Annotated in this window: 17 protein-coding genes and 3 tRNA genes; 5 read left to right on the top strand and 15 right to left on the bottom strand. The window is 50.8% G+C overall.

Annotation, left to right across the window (positions count from 1 at the left end):
• Positions 1-88: 88 nt before the first annotated feature.
• Complete coding sequence (locus ABC502_RS10515; RefSeq protein WP_345915862.1) at positions 89-1,156, bottom strand: helix-turn-helix domain-containing protein; 1,068 nt, start codon at positions 1,154-1,156, stop codon at positions 89-91.
• A 9-nt stretch (positions 1,157-1,165) separates the two neighbouring features.
• Positions 1,166-1,831 carry a 7-cyano-7-deazaguanine synthase QueC gene (gene queC, locus ABC502_RS10510; protein WP_345915978.1) on the bottom strand — a complete coding sequence of 222 codons (666 nt, stop codon included), beginning with the start codon at positions 1,829-1,831 and terminating at the stop codon, positions 1,166-1,168.
• Between the two features lie 87 nt (positions 1,832-1,918).
• On the opposite strand from queC, the gene queE reads away from it, so the two are divergent.
• A complete protein-coding gene (gene queE / locus ABC502_RS10505) occupies positions 1,919-2,584 on the top strand; it encodes a 7-carboxy-7-deazaguanine synthase QueE (protein WP_345915861.1) in 666 nt (221 codons plus the stop codon).
• Positions 2,585-2,989, top strand: coding sequence for a hypothetical protein (locus ABC502_RS10500; RefSeq protein ID WP_330089109.1), 405 nt, complete (start codon positions 2,585-2,587; stop codon positions 2,987-2,989).
• On the opposite strand, the gene ABC502_RS10495 is transcribed toward ABC502_RS10500, so the two are convergent.
• Entirely contained in the window at positions 2,970-3,554 is a 585-nt protein-coding gene (locus tag ABC502_RS10495) for an LON peptidase substrate-binding domain-containing protein (protein ID WP_330089108.1), read from the bottom strand. The genes ABC502_RS10500 and ABC502_RS10495 overlap by 20 nt on opposite strands.
• A gap of 61 nt (positions 3,555-3,615) precedes the next feature.
• Positions 3,616-4,008, bottom strand: coding sequence for a lactoylglutathione lyase (gloA, locus tag ABC502_RS10490; protein ID WP_330089107.1), 393 nt, complete (start codon positions 4,006-4,008; stop codon positions 3,616-3,618).
• Positions 4,009-4,176: 168 nt separating this feature from the next.
• Here gloA and ABC502_RS10485 point away from each other — a divergent pair, with 168 nt between their 5' ends.
• Positions 4,177-5,118, top strand: a complete 942-nt coding sequence (locus ABC502_RS10485) for a YihY/virulence factor BrkB family protein (RefSeq protein ID WP_345915860.1) — start codon at positions 4,177-4,179, stop codon at positions 5,116-5,118.
• Here ABC502_RS10485 and nth read toward each other — a convergent pair.
• The 11 genes from nth to ABC502_RS10430 all read right to left on the bottom strand — a co-directional run bounded on the left by nth (position 5,115) and on the right by ABC502_RS10430 (position 13,830).
• Positions 5,115-5,747 carry an endonuclease III gene (nth, locus tag ABC502_RS10480; RefSeq protein WP_330089105.1) on the bottom strand — a complete coding sequence of 211 codons (633 nt, stop codon included), beginning with the start codon at positions 5,745-5,747 and terminating at the stop codon, positions 5,115-5,117. The two genes, ABC502_RS10485 and nth, sit on opposite strands and share 4 nt — an antisense overlap.
• 10 nt (positions 5,748-5,757) lie before the next feature.
• On the bottom strand, positions 5,758-6,453 hold the full coding sequence (locus ABC502_RS10475) for an electron transport complex subunit E (RefSeq protein WP_345915858.1): 696 nt from the start codon (positions 6,451-6,453) through the stop codon (positions 5,758-5,760).
• On the bottom strand, positions 6,454-7,080 hold the full coding sequence (gene rsxG / locus ABC502_RS10470; RefSeq protein ID WP_330089103.1) for an electron transport complex subunit RsxG: 627 nt from the start codon (positions 7,078-7,080) through the stop codon (positions 6,454-6,456).
• A complete protein-coding gene (rsxD, locus tag ABC502_RS10465; RefSeq protein ID WP_345915857.1) occupies positions 7,077-8,144 on the bottom strand; it encodes an electron transport complex subunit RsxD in 1,068 nt (355 codons plus the stop codon). Before rsxD ends, rsxG begins: the two co-directional genes overlap by 4 nt.
• Positions 8,141-10,255, bottom strand: a complete 2,115-nt coding sequence (rsxC, locus tag ABC502_RS10460; protein WP_345915856.1) for an electron transport complex subunit RsxC — start codon at positions 10,253-10,255, stop codon at positions 8,141-8,143. Before rsxC ends, rsxD begins: the two co-directional genes overlap by 4 nt.
• Positions 10,255-10,809, bottom strand: a complete 555-nt coding sequence (gene rsxB / locus ABC502_RS10455; RefSeq protein WP_330089100.1) for an electron transport complex subunit RsxB — start codon at positions 10,807-10,809, stop codon at positions 10,255-10,257. Before rsxB ends, rsxC begins: the two co-directional genes overlap by 1 nt.
• Complete coding sequence (gene rsxA, locus ABC502_RS10450) at positions 10,806-11,390, bottom strand: electron transport complex subunit RsxA (protein WP_330089099.1); 585 nt, start codon at positions 11,388-11,390, stop codon at positions 10,806-10,808. Before rsxA ends, rsxB begins: the two co-directional genes overlap by 4 nt.
• A gap of 115 nt (positions 11,391-11,505) precedes the next feature.
• The gene (locus tag ABC502_RS10445) at positions 11,506-13,389 is read right to left on the bottom strand and encodes an EAL domain-containing protein (RefSeq protein WP_345915855.1); all 1,884 of its coding nucleotides are present in this window, start codon (positions 13,387-13,389) and stop codon (positions 11,506-11,508) included.
• Positions 13,390-13,561: 172 nt separating this feature from the next.
• Positions 13,562-13,638 (bottom strand) — tRNA-Asn (locus ABC502_RS10440).
• A 23-nt stretch (positions 13,639-13,661) separates the two neighbouring features.
• Positions 13,662-13,738, bottom strand: a tRNA-Asn gene (locus ABC502_RS10435).
• A gap of 15 nt (positions 13,739-13,753) precedes the next feature.
• Positions 13,754-13,830, bottom strand: a tRNA-Asn gene (locus tag ABC502_RS10430).
• Between the two features lie 475 nt (positions 13,831-14,305).
• Between ABC502_RS10430 and ABC502_RS10425 the strand changes: the two genes are divergently transcribed.
• Both ABC502_RS10425 and uvrB read left to right on the top strand, forming a co-directional pair.
• Entirely contained in the window at positions 14,306-15,676 is a 1,371-nt protein-coding gene (locus tag ABC502_RS10425) for an MATE family efflux transporter (protein WP_330088951.1), read from the top strand.
• Complete coding sequence (gene uvrB, locus ABC502_RS10420; RefSeq protein WP_345915854.1) at positions 15,673-17,661, top strand: excinuclease ABC subunit UvrB; 1,989 nt, start codon at positions 15,673-15,675, stop codon at positions 17,659-17,661. Before ABC502_RS10425 ends, uvrB begins: the two co-directional genes overlap by 4 nt.
• Positions 17,662-17,743 lie beyond the last annotated feature (82 nt).

Genomic DNA, 17,743 nt, shown 5'->3' with positions numbered 1-17,743 from the left:
TTCAGATGGTTTGCCGGCAAAATGTCGGGCCAGCATGCCACGGAGTGCGATGGTTTTCGTCCAGTCGCTTGATCTTAACTGGCTAAAATCATGATTCTGAACCTGAACCTTCACCAACAAGATGGCAGCGATACGCACTGGGTGTTGTGCCGGTCATTTTCTTAAAGGATTGATTAAAGGTTGCTTTTGAAGAAAAGCCAGCACTAAAGGCAAGCTTGGTCAGGTTGGTATTCGGATCTGCTGCCAGGGTGTGTTTGATATGCTCTATACGATGCCGATTGATGTAGTCGTTGAATGAGAGACCGCCCGCCAGATTAATGCTTCTGGAAATATCCCGTGTCGACATGCAGGATAACTCTGACAATTGATGTAGGCTTAAACGGGGCAGACTAAACCAACGATGTTGACGGATTTGCTGATCCAGGTTTGAAAATAAGCTTTGGTAATCGGCACCGGTTTCAGCTTTTCTGTTGGCTAGGGTATGAGCTACAGTAGATGGCTGGTTGCAACCGGAGTCAGTTATTGCCTGTAAGCCCTCTCGTTTATGGTTGAGAATGACCACCAGAAAAAGCAGCACCAGCAAAAAAACAAAGGTACTTGCCGCATAGGCCAACATATTCAGCTGAAGGCTTAATTCGGGTTGCATATTGAGCCTAAGTAAATCCAGTGCACTAAAGCAAGCCGAAAGACCGACCAACCAAGCCAGCCAGGTTAGCGATAGCTCGGCAGCATCCGAACGTTGTTGGCTGAGATGGCGATTAAAGCGAATGATTAATTGCACGGACAGCAGGGCATAAGCGACCCGCCACAGGGTACCAATCGCGATAATCGCTTGAGTCTGTGCGGTAAAAGGGAGCAGTATAATCATAGGTACAAAATGCCACCAGGCGCGATGGCCAACCGGCCCAACCGTGACTCGCTTGATGGCAAGATACAATGCTGGGCCAAAACCGAGCACAAAAACGGGCGAGATTAAATGCCAATCACGGGAAAGGTGTTGGTCTTCCAGTACATTGATGACGGCAGCCGTAATCACCATCACCAATAACAAACAGACACCGCGATAAGCTGGCGTTGGGTAAAGCAGCAGGTAACCCAGGATGGCAACCGCAACAATGCCTGCATTGAGCAAACTGACCAGCAGCAGCGAGTCCATGCCGGTTTGTTAGCCAGTGGCTTCGTACTGAAGCGGATCCACTGCTTTATTCAGTGCAAAAGCCTCCAACCGCTCCTGGCAGGCGCCGCATTTGCCGCAAGCTTTTTCGCGGCCGTTGTAGCAGGTCCAGGTTTTGCTGTAATCCAGCCTCATCGCCAGGCCATCGCGCAGGATTTCTATTTTGGACTCGTGCAAATAGGGGCTGACGATATTGATCGGATCGTAGTTGGCGATTTGGCAGACGGCATTCATCTTTTCGACAAATTCTGGCCGGCAGTCTGGGTAAATAAAGTGATCGCCGGAGTGGGCGCCGTAATAGACCGCCTTGGCTTTGATCGAGTCGGCATAGCCCACCGCCAGTGAAATCAAGATCATATTGCGGTTAGGTACGATGGTCGATTTCATGTTCTCGGCTTCGTAGTGGCCTTCCGGTACCTCGATGTTATCGGTCAGGGACGAGCCGGCCAGCAGCTGATTGATGGCCGAGATATCCACCACCTTATGATTGATGCCAAGCTCACGGCAGACCTGAGCTGCGCACTCCAGTTCTTTGACATGGCGCTGACCATAATTGAACGACAAGGCGTACACCTCATGACCATCGGCAATGGCTTTGTGCAGCACGGTGTACGAATCCATCCCACCGGAGTAAATCACAACAACTTTTTGCGGCATCATGGCGGCGCTCCCGTTATAATTGCATTTTGAAAAGCCGGGCATTGTACTTTAAATTGCGCTTCGGCTAAAGCGTAAGGCGTTGCTGTGTACCAAGTAAATGAACTATTTGAAACCATCCAGGGCGAGGGCAGTTACACTGGCTGCCCTGCAATCTTTATACGGCTGCAGGGATGCCCGGTCGGTTGCAGTTGGTGCGACACCAAACATACCTGGACGGTGGACCCGGCCCAGCAAATCCCGGTGCGGGATGTACTGGCCAAAACCACCGATACGGAAGCTTGGTGCAGCCTGAGTGCAGCTGAAGTGCTGACCGAATTTCAGCGCCAGGGCTATCGGGCCCGGCATGTGGTGATCACCGGCGGTGAACCCTGTTTGTTCGATTTAACCCCGTTGTGTCAGTTGTTGCATCAGCACGGGTACAGTACTCAGATTGAAACCAGTGGCACCTTCGAGATTAAGGCTCCGATGGAGACCTGGGTGACAGTGTCACCGAAGGTCAATATGAAAGGGGGCTACGAGGTGCTGGACTCTGCATTGCTGCGGGCTAATGAGATAAAGCATCCGGTGGCACGCGAGCGCGATATCGAAGAGTTGCTGCAGTTGTTGCAGCGGGTACCTGCTTCGGGTAGGCTGGTGTATTTACAGCCGATTAGCCAGAAAGCCAAAGCAACCCGGCTGGCGATTGAGCAATGCAAAGAGCACAACTGGCGCCTTAGTGTGCAGGTGCATAAATATTTAGGGATTAACTAAATGCGACAGGCTGTTGAACAATTCTTTCAGGACTACGCCGATGCCTATTCCAGCTTCAATGTGGATCAAGTAACCGAATTATTTTCATTGCCGTGCTTGTTCTTAACGGATGATAGCAAGTTGATGATGGGAGAGACCGCCAGCCTGGAGAAGACTGTCCGTCATCAGTTTAACCTGTACCGTAGCCTGGGTGTGGCTCAGGTAAAAAACCGGGTGCAGCACCTGGTGCGTTTGTCCGAGTCGATGGTATTTGCCAGTTTGTACTGGTACTTTTGCGATGCCAACGGCAAAGTACTGCAGAATTGCCATACTTCGTACACCTTGCAGCGCAGCGGCGAGCACTGGCGATTGGTGGCAGTGATGATCGACGACGAACGTTTTGCCCTTAAATCGATTCAGCCTTAAGGCAGCGCTGCAAATAATGCAGGCAGGCTTCAGGGGTGGCTTGTTCAGCCAGGTGTTCTTTCAGCAGCGGTGGTAACGGTAGCAATTCCAGCCAACGTGCTGCCAGCCAGCTGGCGTCTGCTATTTTCATTTCAGGGTAGAGACTGGCCAGTTCCGGCTCGCGTTTTAGCAACTGATCAAAACTAAGCTGTAACTCCTGCTGCGGTTGATCGACTGGTTGAGCCGGCCAGAATGGCACCGCTTCAGTGTCTGCCACGTGCAGTTTGTCGTCTTCTTGCCAGCGGTTAAGGATACGTACCCGCTGCAGCCCCAGCACTTCAATGCCCAGTAAACCATCACTCAGCACGTCAAAATCGGTTACCTGTACTTTGGTGGCATAAGAAAAAACCCGATCCGGGTGTGTTTGGCTGACCAACGGATTTAGTAAAGCCATGGCAAAAGCGCGCTTACCGGCGGTGGCTTCTTTCACCAGCCGGATATAGCGAGGCTCGAATACCCGCAGCCGGGTTTTACCTTCCGGTAGCAGCAAGCAATTCAGCGGAAACAGGGCAAGTTGCTCTGACATCATCATTCCACACCATCATAAAAAACTCTGTAGTGCTATACGGCCAGGGCAGCCTGCTGGATTAGCCTTTGCTCTTTTTCTGGATCAATTCGATGGCGTAGCCATCGGGATCTTTGACAAAGGCAATTTCGGTTTTGCCACCTTTCACCGGGCCAGGCTCTCGGCTAATCACACCGCCACGGTTACGAATATCATCGCAGGCCTGGTACACATCGTCCACCTCGAGCGCAATATGGCCATAAGCATTGCCCAAATCGTAGCTGTCGACGCCCCAGTTGTAAGTCAGCTCCAGTACGGCGTGTTCGGACTCCGGGCCATAGCCGACAAAAGCCAGGGTGTATTTGTACTCGGTGTTTTCGGACTGGCGCAGCAACTGCATGCCCAGCACCTGGGTGTAAAACTCAATGGAGCGATCCAGATTGCCAACCCTAAGCATGGTATGCAACAAACGCATTGTTCTCTCCTGTTCGGTTCTGTTGTTAATCGCTGATGATAGCACAGTCATTCGGCAGTCAGCCTGACATTGCTGCTTGTTTGTGTAGGAGAAGTGCTTTAGGTTAGAGTTTTGCTGGCACGGAAACGACAAAAGCCGGCTGTTTTTGGATGCGGAGGTATTGCAACTATGGTTTCCAGCTTGTACTCCAGGCTTCCTGCTGCTGTGCGGCATTGGCTTGGTATTTTAAGCGCAGCAACCCGCAACTGGCTGGACAGCCAGGCTTTTATCTATGCGGCGGCACTGGCTTTTTTTACCGTTTTTTCCATTGCGCCCATTCTGGTGGTGGTGGTGGCCCTGGTTGGGTTCTTTTTGGGCCAGAGTGTGGTAGAAGGGCAGCTGTTTGAGCAGTTGGAAGAAACCCTGGGCCCGGAAGCCGCGGGGGTGGTGCAAACCGCGGTGACCAATTCGCAAATTGACCAAAGTGGCATCTGGCCAGCGTTGATTGGTATTGTAGCCACCATCATTGGTGCTACTACGGTGTTTGCGCAGATGCAGCAGTCGCTGAATCAAATCTGGGATGTGGCGCCTCGTCCGAATCGCAACAACCTGTGGGGCTATATCAAAAGTCGTTTGCTCTCCATGACCATTATCCTGGCCATTGGTTTTATACTGATGGTGTCCTTGCTGTTGTCGGTGGCTCTGCGCAGCATTATGGTGTTTGCGGAAGAGTGGATGCCGGTGCCCGGCTGGGCCATGGTGGGGATGGAAGTTGGCCTGTCCCTGCTGGTGATTACCTTGCTGTTTGCCGCCATGTTCAAGATCTTGCCTGATGTGCTATTGTCCTGGCGGGATGTGCTGTTGGGTGCTTTTATCACCGCGATTCTGTTCACCCTAGGCCGTTCACTGATCGCTATTTATCTGGCGCACACAGCAACGGCATCGGCCTACGGTGCTGCTGGCTCTTTGGCATTACTGCTGCTCTGGGTCAACTATACATCGATGATCCTGCTGTTTGGTGCTTCCTTTACCCGGGCGCATCTGGAGGGCAGGGGCCTGCCCGTCCGTCCCAAGAGTATGGCGGTTTGTGTGCATCGGGAATTGATAGAAGACGGGCCGCAAAGCGGCTAGTCGGTTTTTTCTTTAAACTCGCACAAATCTTCGATAATGCAGGAGCCGCACTTGGGTTTTCTGGCGACACAGGTGTAGCGGCCATGCAAAATCAGCCAATGGTGCACATCCAGCTTAAATTCGGCCGGCACCACTTTCAGCAGCTTTTGCTCAACCTGATCCACATTTTTACCAGCTGCTAGTTTGGTGCGGTTGCTGACGCGGAAAATATGGGTATCCACCGCTATGGTCGGCCAGCGAAAGGCGGTATTCAGCACCACATTGGCAGTTTTTCGGCCCACTCCGGGCAGTGCTTCCAGTGCTTCGCGGTTTTCCGGTACTTCGCCACCATGTTGCTCGACCAGGATGCGGCAGGTTTTAATCACGTTTTCGGCCTTGGTATTAAAGAGGCCAATGGTTTTGATGTAATGCTTCACACCATCCACGCCTAAATCCAGCATGGCCTGAGGTGTGCGTGCAACCGGAAACAAATGCCGGGTAGCTTTATTGACACCTACGTCGGTGGCCTGCGCGGATAGCAACACAGCAATCAGTAACTCAAAAGGGGAGCTGTATTCCAGTTCGGTGGTGGGCTCCGGATTGGCAGCCCGCAGCCGTGATAATAGCTCGATGCGCTTTTGTTTATTCATAGTTTTTTATTCAGACAATGGTTCCGGTGACTCTGGCTCGGGTAATGGCTGTTTTTACCTGTTGTTTGCGTTGTTTTCGCTGATCAATGGCATTCTTGCCCGCGATCAGCAGGCCCATAGCGATAAAAGCACCAGGTGGTAGCAGTGCCACGATAAAGTAATGGTCCAGCGCCAGTACTTCAACCCGCAGCGCCTGTGCCCAGGGGCCGAGCAGGGCATCGGCACCATCGAACAAGGTACCCTGGCCGAGCAGCTCACGTATGGCACCTAAAGCTAGCAACACAGCCGTAAAACCTAGCCCCATCATCAGTGCATCAAAGGCCGACGGCAGCATTGGGTTTTTAGAAGCAAAAGCTTCCGCCCGACCAATAATGGCGCAGTTGGTGACGATCAACGGAATGAAAATACCCAGGGCCAGATAGAGATTGTAGGTAAAGGCATTCATCAGCAGCTCCACTGCTGTAACAAAAGAGGCGATGACCAGAACAAAGATTGGGATGCGAATTTCTCGCGGCACCCAGTTACGAATGGCGGATACTACCAGGTTGGAGCCAAGCAGCACCAACAGGGTGGCGATACCTAGCCCAAGGGCATTGGTAACGGTATTGGTGACCGCCAGCAAAGGGCAAAGCCCGAGCAGTTGCACCAGGCCAGGGTTATTGCTCCAAAGACCTTGGGTGGCAAGTTCCTTGTAATTTTGGCTCATTTAAAACGCCTCACAATTAGCTGGTTGTTCGGCCAGCTCCGGGTGTTGCTGAATAAAAAGCGCCGTACGTTTGATAGCATTTACTACAGCTCGGGGCGTGATGGTGGCTCCGGTAAACTGGTCAAAGTCACCACCGTCTTTGCGGACCGCCCAGCGGCGTAGATTGGCTTCGTGCACCGTTTGATTGGCAAAACTGTGCATCCAGTCGGATTTACGCAGTTCAATTTTATCGCCTAAGCCGGGTGTTTCCTGATGGGTCAGGGTGCGGGCTGCCAGTACGGTACCATCGGGGGTAATAGCAACCATTAGGTCAATCGTGCCACTGTAACCATCCGGTGCTGTGGTTTCCACCACAAAGGCGCTGACAGCGCCCTGCTGACGCCAGCGAAATATCAGCTGCGGACTGTTGCGGCCTAGCCATTCGGGGGCCGTGATACTGATGCAATCATCCAGCAGTTGTTGCTCGGCAGCTGCTGGTAGGACATCGTGCAGTAAAGCCATCCTGTTAGCCAGGCGTTGCTCGGCAATGCGAGGCGCTGTCAGTTGTTGGATCAGGGTGAGGATACTGACACAAATCAGTGCCACCAGAGCCAATAAGAGCGCATTCTTACTGATGGGATGATTCATGAGCGTCCCTTTTGTGCTTTGTGGCCATAGGTACGAGGCCTGGTGTAATAGTCGATCAGGGGAACCGACATATTGGCCAGCAAGATCGCAAAGGCGAAGGCATCCGGATAACCACCAAAGCTGCGGATCACAAACACCAAGGCTCCAATCAAGATGCCATAGTAGATGCGGCCTTTGGCTGTAGTGGATGCACTGACCGGATCGGTGGCGATAAAAAAGGCGGCCAGCATGCTGGCGCCGGAGAATAACTGAAACAGTGGCGACAGGTTGGTATCTGGATTGAGCAACCAGGCAATCAGGCTGCAACAGGCCAAAGAGCCTAACACACTGAGCGGAATGCGCCATTGAATGACTTTTTGTTGCAGTAAAATAAGCCCACCCAGCAACCAGGCGAGGTTGAGCCAAAACCAGCCAACTCCGATACCGCTTTGAAATACTGGCTTTTCAAAGCTTTCTGGCAGGGTCAGGCCCATACTAAGATCGGTTCTGACGGTATCAAGCGGTGTGGCCATGGTTATGCCGTCGATGCCTTGTCTAAGTTGCTCCAGGCTGATGCCCTGGCAACTGACTTGGCTGAATACCGCGCAAAATGCATCCAGGGGGCCTAGTGCATGCTGATGCAGGCTGGCTGGCGGTAGCCATTGTGTCATTTGTACCGGAAAAGCAATTAACAGTAAAACGTAAGCGGCCATAGCCGGATTAAACAAATTGAAACCAAGGCCACCATACAATTGCTTGACGATAATAATCGCAAAGGCGGTGCCAATGACCACCAGCCACCAGGGAGCATAAGCCGGGATTGATACCGCCAGCAACACTGCCGTGACCAGAGCGCTGTGATCTTTTAATCTGGGTAAAATGGTTTTATGACGCATCATCAGTACCAGAGCTTCGCTGACCCAGGCCGTAGTGATAGCCAATGCCAGTTGCACCAGCACACCATAACTGAACAAATAGCTTTGTACAGCGATAGCGGGCAGTGCGGCAATGACCACCCACAGCATCAACTGGCTGGTGGTTTTCTGGTTGTGTTGATGGGGTGAGCTGGCAATTCGAAAACTCATTCGGACTCACTTTCCTTTAATTTTCTGGCTTTGGCGCGGGCAACTGCAGCGGCAATCGCCGCTTTGCGGGGATCTGCTGCTGGATCAGGTTCAGGCGCTGTTGTGTCCGCGGCGCTGGGTGCTGCTGCTGTGTCGGCTGTGTCCTGTTGCTGCTTTTTCGCTTTGGCGCGGGCAAGGGCAGCGGCAATCGCCGCTTTGCGGGGATCTGTTGCAGGCTCTGACTCAGGTGCTGTTGTGTCCGCGGCCTTGGGTGCTGCTGTGTCGGCCGTGTCCTGTTGCTGCTTTTTCGCTTTGGCGCGGGCAAGGGCAGCAGCAATCGCCGCTTTGCGGGGATCTGTTGCTGGCTCTGGTTCAGGCGCTGTTGTGTCCGCGGCCTTGGGTGCTTCTGGAGTGTCGGCCGTATCCTGTTGCTGCTTTTTCGCCTTGGCGCGGGCGAGGGCGGCGGCAATCGCCGCTTTGCGGGGATCCTGCTCTGACGCCTGTGGAGTGTTCGCTGGTTGTTCAGCTGTTAAGCTTTGTTGCGTACCGGCTTGTGGCTTTTGATGCTCTCGCTCAGCGTTGATGGTGGCAACATCATCCGGAGCTTGTTGTTGTCTGTTTTGTACTCTGGTCAAAGCTGCTGCGACAGCATTGCTTGAATCCATATTTTGTTTTGCTGCACGCTCAGCTGCCAGTCGTTCATTTCGCTGTTGACGCTCAAGCTTTTCCGCTTCAAGTCGGGCTTTTCTTGCTTCAAAACGAGCTTTGGCTTGCTCTGCTTTTAATGCTTCCCGTTGTTGTTCGCGGATCTCCGATTTGGCAATCCGGTAGTACTGCACCAGCGGGATTTCACTGGGACAGACATAGGCACAAGCACCACATTCGATGCAATCAAACAGGTTGTACTCTGACAGCTTATCCTGATCTTTGGCTTTACTAAACCAGAGCAATTGCTGCGGCAGCAGACTGGCAGGGCAAGCTTCAGCACAGGCGGTGCACCGAATGCAATCCATCTCGTTAGCGGCTGCCGGTAGCTCCTGCTGTGTGGGGGCTAAAATGCAGTTACTGGTTTTGATGATGGGGACAGATAAGTCAGGCAAAGTAAAGCCCATCATTGGGCCGCCCATAATCACCCGCTGTTGTGGCTCTGGCTGAAAGCCGCAAAAATACAATAGATCACTGACGGTGGTACCAAGCGGTGCCAGTACATTCTGTGTCTGCTGCAACGTTTGCCCTGCCAGGGTGACAATTCTGGATATCAGGGGGATATCATCGAGAACAGCCTGGGCGATGGCAAAGCTGGTGCCTACATTGAACATCATGATGCCAATATCCATAGGACGCCTGCCTGCAGGCACTTCCTGGCCGGTAAGCAGCTGGATCAGTTGCTTTTCACCGCCAGAAGGGTATTTGGTGGGTACCGCACGGACAAACCAATGCTGACGATCATCGACCGCGGCTTGCATTGCGTGAAAAGCGCTTTGTTTATCATCTTCAATGGCAATGATAACGGCTTTTGGCGTTAACAAGTGGCTGAGGATTTCAATGCCTTGTACTATGGTACTGGCATGCTCCTGCATCAGTGCATCATCAGCACTGATGTAGGGCTCACACTCAACACCATTGATAATGATGTAGTCAATCTGTCGTGTTGATGCCGATTTCAGGTGGGTTGGAAAGCCCGCTCCCCCCATACCAGCAATACCGGCACCCTGGATACGCTCCAGCAATTGTTGAGTACTGCATTGCTGATAATCGAGTGGCTCCCGCTCACGCCACTCATCCAGGCCATCGGGCTCCAGCACAATGGTTGGTTCAGGCAGTGCTGATGGGTGAGGGCTGGTGTGGTCGGTGACAGCCAGAATCAGACCAGAAGTGGGCGCATGCACAGGAACTGACATGGAGCTGTCAGCTACCGTGAGTGGCTGGCCTTTCAGAACGTAATCCCCTTTGCGTACCAGACAGGTTCCTGCTACTCCTATATGTTGACGAAGAGGAAGGAACAGCCTTTCGGGTAAAGGCATGGTTGCTATTGGCTTTTTACTGAGCTCCGCTTTTCGGGTTGGCGGATGGATCCCGCCTGGAAAGCGCCATAACTGGCCGGCAGCAATTTTTTCAAATAAGGTCTGCATTAGTTCGTCTCAATGTGCCGGATAGGAATAGATTGGAGATCCCATTTCCAACGCTCAGCTGTTTCTGCCACTGGGATCATATCAATACAGTCAACCGGGCAAGGTTCAACACAGAGATCACAGCCTGTGCACTCGTCTGCAATGACGGTATGCATTTGTCGTGTTGCCCCTACAATAGCATCGACCGGGCAAGCCTGAATGCATTTAGTGCAACCAATACATTCGTCTTCCCGGATAAAAGCCACTTTTTTAATGCTACTTTGCGCATCGGCATCCAGAGGCTTAGCTTCAACCCCCATCAGATCGGCCAGTTTGCGAACTGTTGCTTCACCTCCTGGCGGACACTTGTTGATTTCATCGCCATTGGCGATGGCTTCAGCGTATGGGCGACAGCCTGGGTAGCCACACTGACCGCATTGGGTTTGCGGTAAAATTTCATCGATTTGCTCTACCAGAGGGTCACTCTCTACCCGGAACCTAAGGGCGGCATAACCGAGCAAGCCACCAAACAAAAGCGCAATGGCTCCCATGACCAACAAAGCCGTCGACATCATGAGCTGGTAACCAGGCCGGTAAAGCCCATAAAGGCTAATGACATCAGGCCAGCTGTAATCATCGCAATGGCAGAACCTCGAAAAACAGCCGGTACATCAGCTGCGGCCAGGCGCTCTCGCATGGCGGCAAACAAAATAAGTACCAATGAGAAGCCAGCCGCGGCTCCAAAGCCAAAGACAAGCGACTGCATAAAGCTGTAACCTGCATTCACGTTTAATAAAGCAACACCAAGCACAGCACAATTGGTGGTAATTAATGGCAGAAAAATCCCCAGCAAACGATACAGGGTGGGGCTGGTCTTATGTACTACCATTTCGGTAAATTGGACCACTACGGCAATCACCAGAATAAAACTGAGCGTGCGTAAATAGAGTAAATCGAAGGGGGCAAGCAGATACTGATCGACCAGATAGCTGCACACTGAAGCCAAAGTCAGTACAAAGGTGGTGGCTAATGACATGCCAATGGCCGTTTCAAGCTTTCCGGAAACGCCCATAAAAGGGCAGAGTCCCAGAAATTTAACCAACACAAAGTTGTTAACCAGAACGGTACTGATCAATAAAAGTAAAAATTCGGTCATAATAGCTTGGTTACGTACAAAGGCGCGTTATTATGCGCTGAAGCACGAATGATAACAACCGTTAGCCTGTATGGGTATTAGCAAACGGACCAGGCACTCCAGCCGGAAAACGGTATCAAAGCGGTGTAGGCTTACCTATGTAGTACCCCTGACAACCATCAATAAATAGTGAGTCCAGCATATGCTTTTCTTCTTGTGTTTCTACCGACTCCGCAAAAACCCCAACACCGATACGGTGTGCCAAATCGATCATTAAACGCAAGAAGTACTGATTGTTTTTATCGTCATCAATATGGCGGGTGTAGCTGCCATCCATTTTTATATAATCAGGTTTTAAATCCCGGAAAAACTTAAACGAGGTGATGCCAATACCAAAACGTTCAACGGTAATACGGGCACCAGAGCGATGAGCCATGTCGATAAAGCGTTTGCTGGTTTTCAGGTTTTGTTGCAAACCAAACTCAGTGACTTCGAAGATAAGCTTAGAGGCTATGGTGGCATCCTTTAACAAGCGCCGCTCCAGCCAGATAATAAATTGATCATCATGCACAGAGCGAGCCGACAGATTCAATCCAAAATACTGATCCTGCAGGTTTTTATTTTTAATGGTGGTAAGAGCTGTTTCAATGATCAAGCGATCCAAAGCGACAATTCTATCCAGTTTTTCAGCCATTGCCAGGAAAGATGCGGTTGGCAAGACCTGGCTTTCCTGAGTTTTGAAGCGAACCAGGATTTCGGAATAGGCTTTTGCTGCACGGCTGGATGGTTGAATACTCTGGTACAGTAAATCCAAACGACAGTTTGCCAGTACGTCATCGATTACATTCCGCCAGTTTTGATTGCCATAGCCATAACTTGCAGTCTCTAAACCAGAGGATTCTTTTTGTAAGTGCCAGGCATTGGTTTGTTTGGTTTGTGCCAGGCTGATGGAGGTATCAGCGATAGCTAGCAGTTCCCCCAGAGCCCGACCACTTTCGTAACTGACCAGGCCGGTATAGGCGACTGAGTCCAACTCTGCCATCCTTTGGTACTCATTCAGTCTGCTTTGTAATTGAAGGGCAAAGTTTTCTGCTTCTTTGGGGGTGACTCTGGGCAACAAAGCGCCAAAGTCAGAACTGTTCAGACGGAATAATTGACCACCCGGATACGCCTGGACAGCTTTGACTAAAATGGCACAGACTTCTTGAATGTATTTATCGCCTTCCTGATAGCCCCGGGCCTGATTCAGGCTTTGCAGCTCAGTGCAGCGGCAAATGGCAAAGATGCCGAAATCTACTTTATTGTCCTGACTCAACTGCTCCTCGTAAAACTGCACAAAACGATTTCGATTGGGCAAGCCGGTTACCTGATCTTTGAAAGCATCCTCGGTGATTTGCCGGGCGTTGGCAGACATGTCATGCAAGCGCTTTTTGGCCTGGTGTGCAAAGTGTTGCAAGCTGTCAGCAGTGCGCTCAAAGCCGGCAGGCAGCTTCGTGGTATCGACCGGCAGTTCTGGATTATCGGACAACAGGTCAAGTAACAGGCCCACTTTATTACTGGCTTGTTTTAATCGCAGTTGCAGCCACCACAGTAGCAACGGTAGCATCAACAAAGAAATCACAGCCACCACTAGCAGGGTAAACCAGAGCTGCTGACCGAAAGCTTCTATTCGGTGCTGGTGCTGTAAGCTATAACGAATGCGGAGGTTCCACGATTGGCTGTGCAGTTCCTGACTGACAAACTCAAAACCATGCCACTGCAGCAAAGACTCGATAAAACCAGCCGGACTTTGAGAGCTGCGGACGCTGAATATTTCGGTGCCATCTTGGTGCATGATATGCAGTTGCGCAGGGGCTAACAGTTGCTGTAGTTGTCTGCCCAAAGTCTCGGCTTCGATGCCATGGTGGTTTTGCAGCAGTTGTTGTATCGTAGCTCGGGCCAATTGCTCATCCGATTCAAGCTGTTGCTTGGCGTAATTCAGCTGAACAAAAGTAACAGAAGCACAGAGCAGTGCTGTCATGAATAACTGTATGCATAGAAGCTGTAACGTTGTTTTCATTAAGCCGGCCACCTGCACTGAGAACGTTCCATGTTTAACTCTATAAATAAGTTATAGTCCTGAAGAGCGGATTAAAGCAAAAAAACGTGCAAAAATAAATCTTTATAGTGCGGAATTTTGACAACTGAGCTTGTGGCTCCCCAGGTTGGGCTCGAACCAACGACCTACGGATTAACAGTCCGCCGCTCTAACCAACTGAGCTACTGAGGAATGACAGGTATACAATGTGAGAGTGGCTCCCCAGGTTGGGCTCGAACCAACGACCTACGGATTAACAGTCCGCCGCTCTAACCAACTGAGCTACTGAGGAATTGTAATTTACTGTTGGCTCCCCAGGTTGGGCTCGAACCAACGACCTACGGATTAACAGTCCGCCGCTCTAACCAACTGAGCTACTGAGGAACAGTAAACAACGGCGGCAATACTAATGCCAGTCTGTGAGGCTGTCAACAGCTAAGCTTGTTCATTTGTTTAAATTCAGACTGCTTGAACAGAGAATCGTCAATTTGTTTTATTTGCGGCCTGTCAACCGGACAAAGCTGCTGGTTTTCTAGGCTAAGCCGGTTTACCCACAGAAGCTGTGGATAAGTCTGTGAATGATCAGGTGATGATTGAAGCCAGCTTAGAAAAATCAAGGGTTATAGCAGCGTCAATAGTTGCAGGGATAAATAAATTTTCATTTTAAATCAATGGTTTGTGTTTTTGCTCTGGTGAGGGCAAAAAACAATCGAATTTCTGGTTTAGAAATTTACATTGTGTTGCTGTGTGGACTATTGCTAAACACCGCCATTGAATTTGCTGCATTTGTAGTTACGGCATGGCATCAATCTCTGCTTTTCATTACACTATGCCCTCCTCAGAATAACTGGCCGTAGGAATGACCTCTCCGGATAAACGCTCGTTATTGCACAATGACATTGCTGTGACGCTCTATCGTATGACGGTTCCCATGCTGCTGGGCATGTTCACGCTGATGAGCTTTAACCTGGTGGATACGTTCTTTATCAGCATGCTTGGCACGCAAGAACTGGCGGCGGTCAGTTTTACTTTCCCCGTGACATTTACCTTTATCAGTCTGGCCATTGGTCTTGGGATTGGTACTTCCGCCATTATTGCCAAAGCCCTTGGAACTGGTAACCAGCAAGAAGCTCGTGCAGATGGTCTGGCGTCCTTGTGGCTGGCTGTATTTTTGATGCTGATCTTGTCTGCTGTGGGCTGGTTGGCGCACGATGCGCTATTCAAGGCACTTGGCGCAAGCGATGCGATTGTTCCGCTTATTCGGCAGTACATGCTGATTTGGCTGGCCGGTGCTGTTTTTTTGATGATACCTATGGTGGGTAACAGTATCTTGCGTGCCGCCGGTGAAACGCGGTTGCCAGCTTATATTATGGCCGCCGGAGGTTTATGCAACGCTATTTTGGATCCTTTGTTGATTTTTGGTCTTGGGCCTTTTCCTGAGCTTGGTATGCAGGGCGCGGCGCTGGCCAGTGTTTTGTCCTGGCTTTGTGGCACTGTACTGGTGATTAAGGTGTTGCTGCAACGGGCTCTGATTGAGCGCGGCTGGCAACCCTTGCAACGGGCCTATCCTATTTATCGAAAAATTTTACGCATTGCTTTTCCTGCCGCCGGTGCCAATATGCTAACCCCTATTGCTATGGCAATTCTTACAGCCATTATGGCCACTTACGGTGCTGAGGCCGTGGCAGCCTTTGGCGTTGGGATTCGGCTAGAAAGCATGGCGTGTCTGGTGGTTCTGGCACTCTCCACTACCTTGCCACCTTTTGTCAGTCAAAACTATGGTGCCGGCTATTTTGACCGGGTGTTCAATGCCTATAAAAAAAGTGTCTGTTTCATTTTGCTTTGGCAATTGGCGATTTTTGTGTTGCTGGCTTTGTTGGCTCCGCTGATCGCCAGCGCCTTTTCCGATGACATCAAAGTGCAGCGACTGATTCAGTTGTTTCTCTGGATTTTGCCGCTGGGCTACGGCTTGCAAGGGTTAATTATTCTTACCAACTCATCGTTGAATGCATTGCACTTGCCGGTACAGGCGCTTTGGTTAAGTATCTGCAGGTTGTTTGTTTTTTATGTACCCTTTGCCTGGGCTGGTGGTCAGTTGGCTGGTATTCCAGGCTTGTTTGCTGGCTGTGTCATGGCTAATCTATGCATGTCTATGCTGAGTTATTATTGGTTTCAACGGGCTTTACAACGCATGCAGCACCCCATGGTCAACCGAGGTGAAATAGAGTGAAAGCGTTTCGACTGGTTTCGGATTATCAAGCGGCCGGCGATCAGCCGCAGGCTATTGCCAAATTGGTAGAAGGCCTGGAAGCCGGACTGGCGCATCAAACCTTGCTTGGTGTCACCGGCTCTGGCAAAACCTTCACCATGGCCAATGTGATTCAGCAGGTCAGTCGGCCTACTCTGATTATGGCGCACAACAAAACTTTGGCGGCCCAGTTATACGGTGAAATGAAAGCCTTTTTCCCTGATAACGCTGTTGAATACTTTGTGTCTTATTACGACTACTATCAGCCTGAAGCTTATGTCCCGTCAACCGATACCTTTATCGAGAAAGATGCTTCCATCAATGAACATATTGAGCAGATGCGCTTGTCTGCAACCAAAGCGTTGATGGAACGCCGGGATGTAGTGATCATAGCGTCTGTTTCAGCTATTTACGGCTTGGGCGATCCTGAGTCCTACATGAAAATGTTGCTGCATTTACGGCAGGGGGATACCCTTGATCAGCGCTTTATTCTTCGGCGCCTGGCGGAGTTGCAGTACCAGCGTAATGATCTGGCCTTTGAGCGGGCTACCTATCGGGTGCGGGGCGATGTGATAGACATTTTCCCGGCAGAATCGGATGCATTGGCCGTTCGGCTGGAGCTTTTTGATGAAGAGATTGAGCGCATCAGTTTATTCGACCCCCTGACCGGGGCTGTTGAAAAAGTGGTATCGCGCTACACCATCTATCCCAAAACCCACTATGTAACCCCGCGAGAGAAAATTCTGGATGCAGTGGAGCAAATCAAAACGGAGCTGCAACAACGAAAACAGCAATTGCTTGAGCAAAACAAATTAGTGGAAGAACAACGTCTGACGCAACGGACTCAGTTTGATATTGAGATGATGGTTGAGCTTGGCTATTGCTCCGGCATTGAAAACTACTCCCGCTATTTATCCGGCCGCATGCCAGGAGAGCCGCCACCAACCTTACTGGATTACTTTCCAGCTGATGGCCTGATGTTTATTGATGAATCACATGTTACCATTTCGCAGATTGGGGCTATGTACAAAGGCGACCGGTCGCGAAAAGAAAACCTGGTCAATTATGGTTTTCGGTTGCCGTCTGCACTGGATAACAGGCCACTTAAGTTTGATGAGTTTGAAAGTATCGCCCCGCAGCGGATCTATGTATCGGCCACACCCGCCAAGTACGAGTTGGAAAAATCCGCTGGCGAAGTGGTGGAGCAGGTAGTACGTCCTACCGGCTTGATTGATCCAGAAATTGAAATTCGGCCGGTTGCGACCCAGGTGGATGACTTGTTGTCAGAAGCCTATCTGAGGGCGCAACGCAATGAGCGGGTTCTGGTCACCACTCTGACCAAAAAAATGGCGGAAGATTTAACCGACTACCTGCTAGAGCACCAGGTCAAAGTACGCTACCTGCATTCAGATATTGATACCGTGGAGCGGGTCGAAATTATTCGAGACTTGCGTCTTGGGGTATTTGATGTCCTGGTAGGTATTAACTTGCTGCGGGAAGGACTTGATATTCCGGAGGTTTCGCTGGTGGCGATTCTGGATGCGGACAAAGAGGGCTTTTTACGTTCGGAGCGCTCTCTGATCCAAACCATCGGTCGTGCTGCCAGAAACTTGCAGGGCAGGGCCATTTTGTATGCAGACTCAATCACAGGCTCCATGCAGCGTGCTATTGACGAAACAGAGCGTCGCCGCCACAAGCAAGTAGCCTTTAATGCGGCGCATGGCATCACTCCGAAAGGTTTGAATAAGAAAGTCGCTGATGTGATGGACTTGGCACAAGCGCCTGCGCCACTAGCTGAGGTTGCTGAACAAGCTGCGGGCTACCACAGCAATCGGACTGCCATTGCTGCGGATATCAAAGTGCTGGAGAGTGAGATGCGGCTGCACGCTGAAAACCTTGAATTCGAGCAGGCCGCTGCATGTCGGGATCGATTGCAGCAGCTTCAGGCTTTATTGCTTAAAGACTAAGCAAGCTATTGTTGGACTATGCATTCCTGTAGCAGTGTTCAGTTTTTATTAAGTTTGAAAGGGCTAGCATGCCGGCCATCAC

Source organism: Alkalimonas sp. NCh-2 (assembly GCF_039631345.1).
GTDB classification, from domain to species: Bacteria; Pseudomonadota; Gammaproteobacteria; order Enterobacterales; family Alteromonadaceae; genus Alkalimonas; species Alkalimonas mucilaginosa.
Note: the sequence above shows the minus strand (reverse complement) of the source record. Positions and strands in the feature narration are given on the sequence as shown.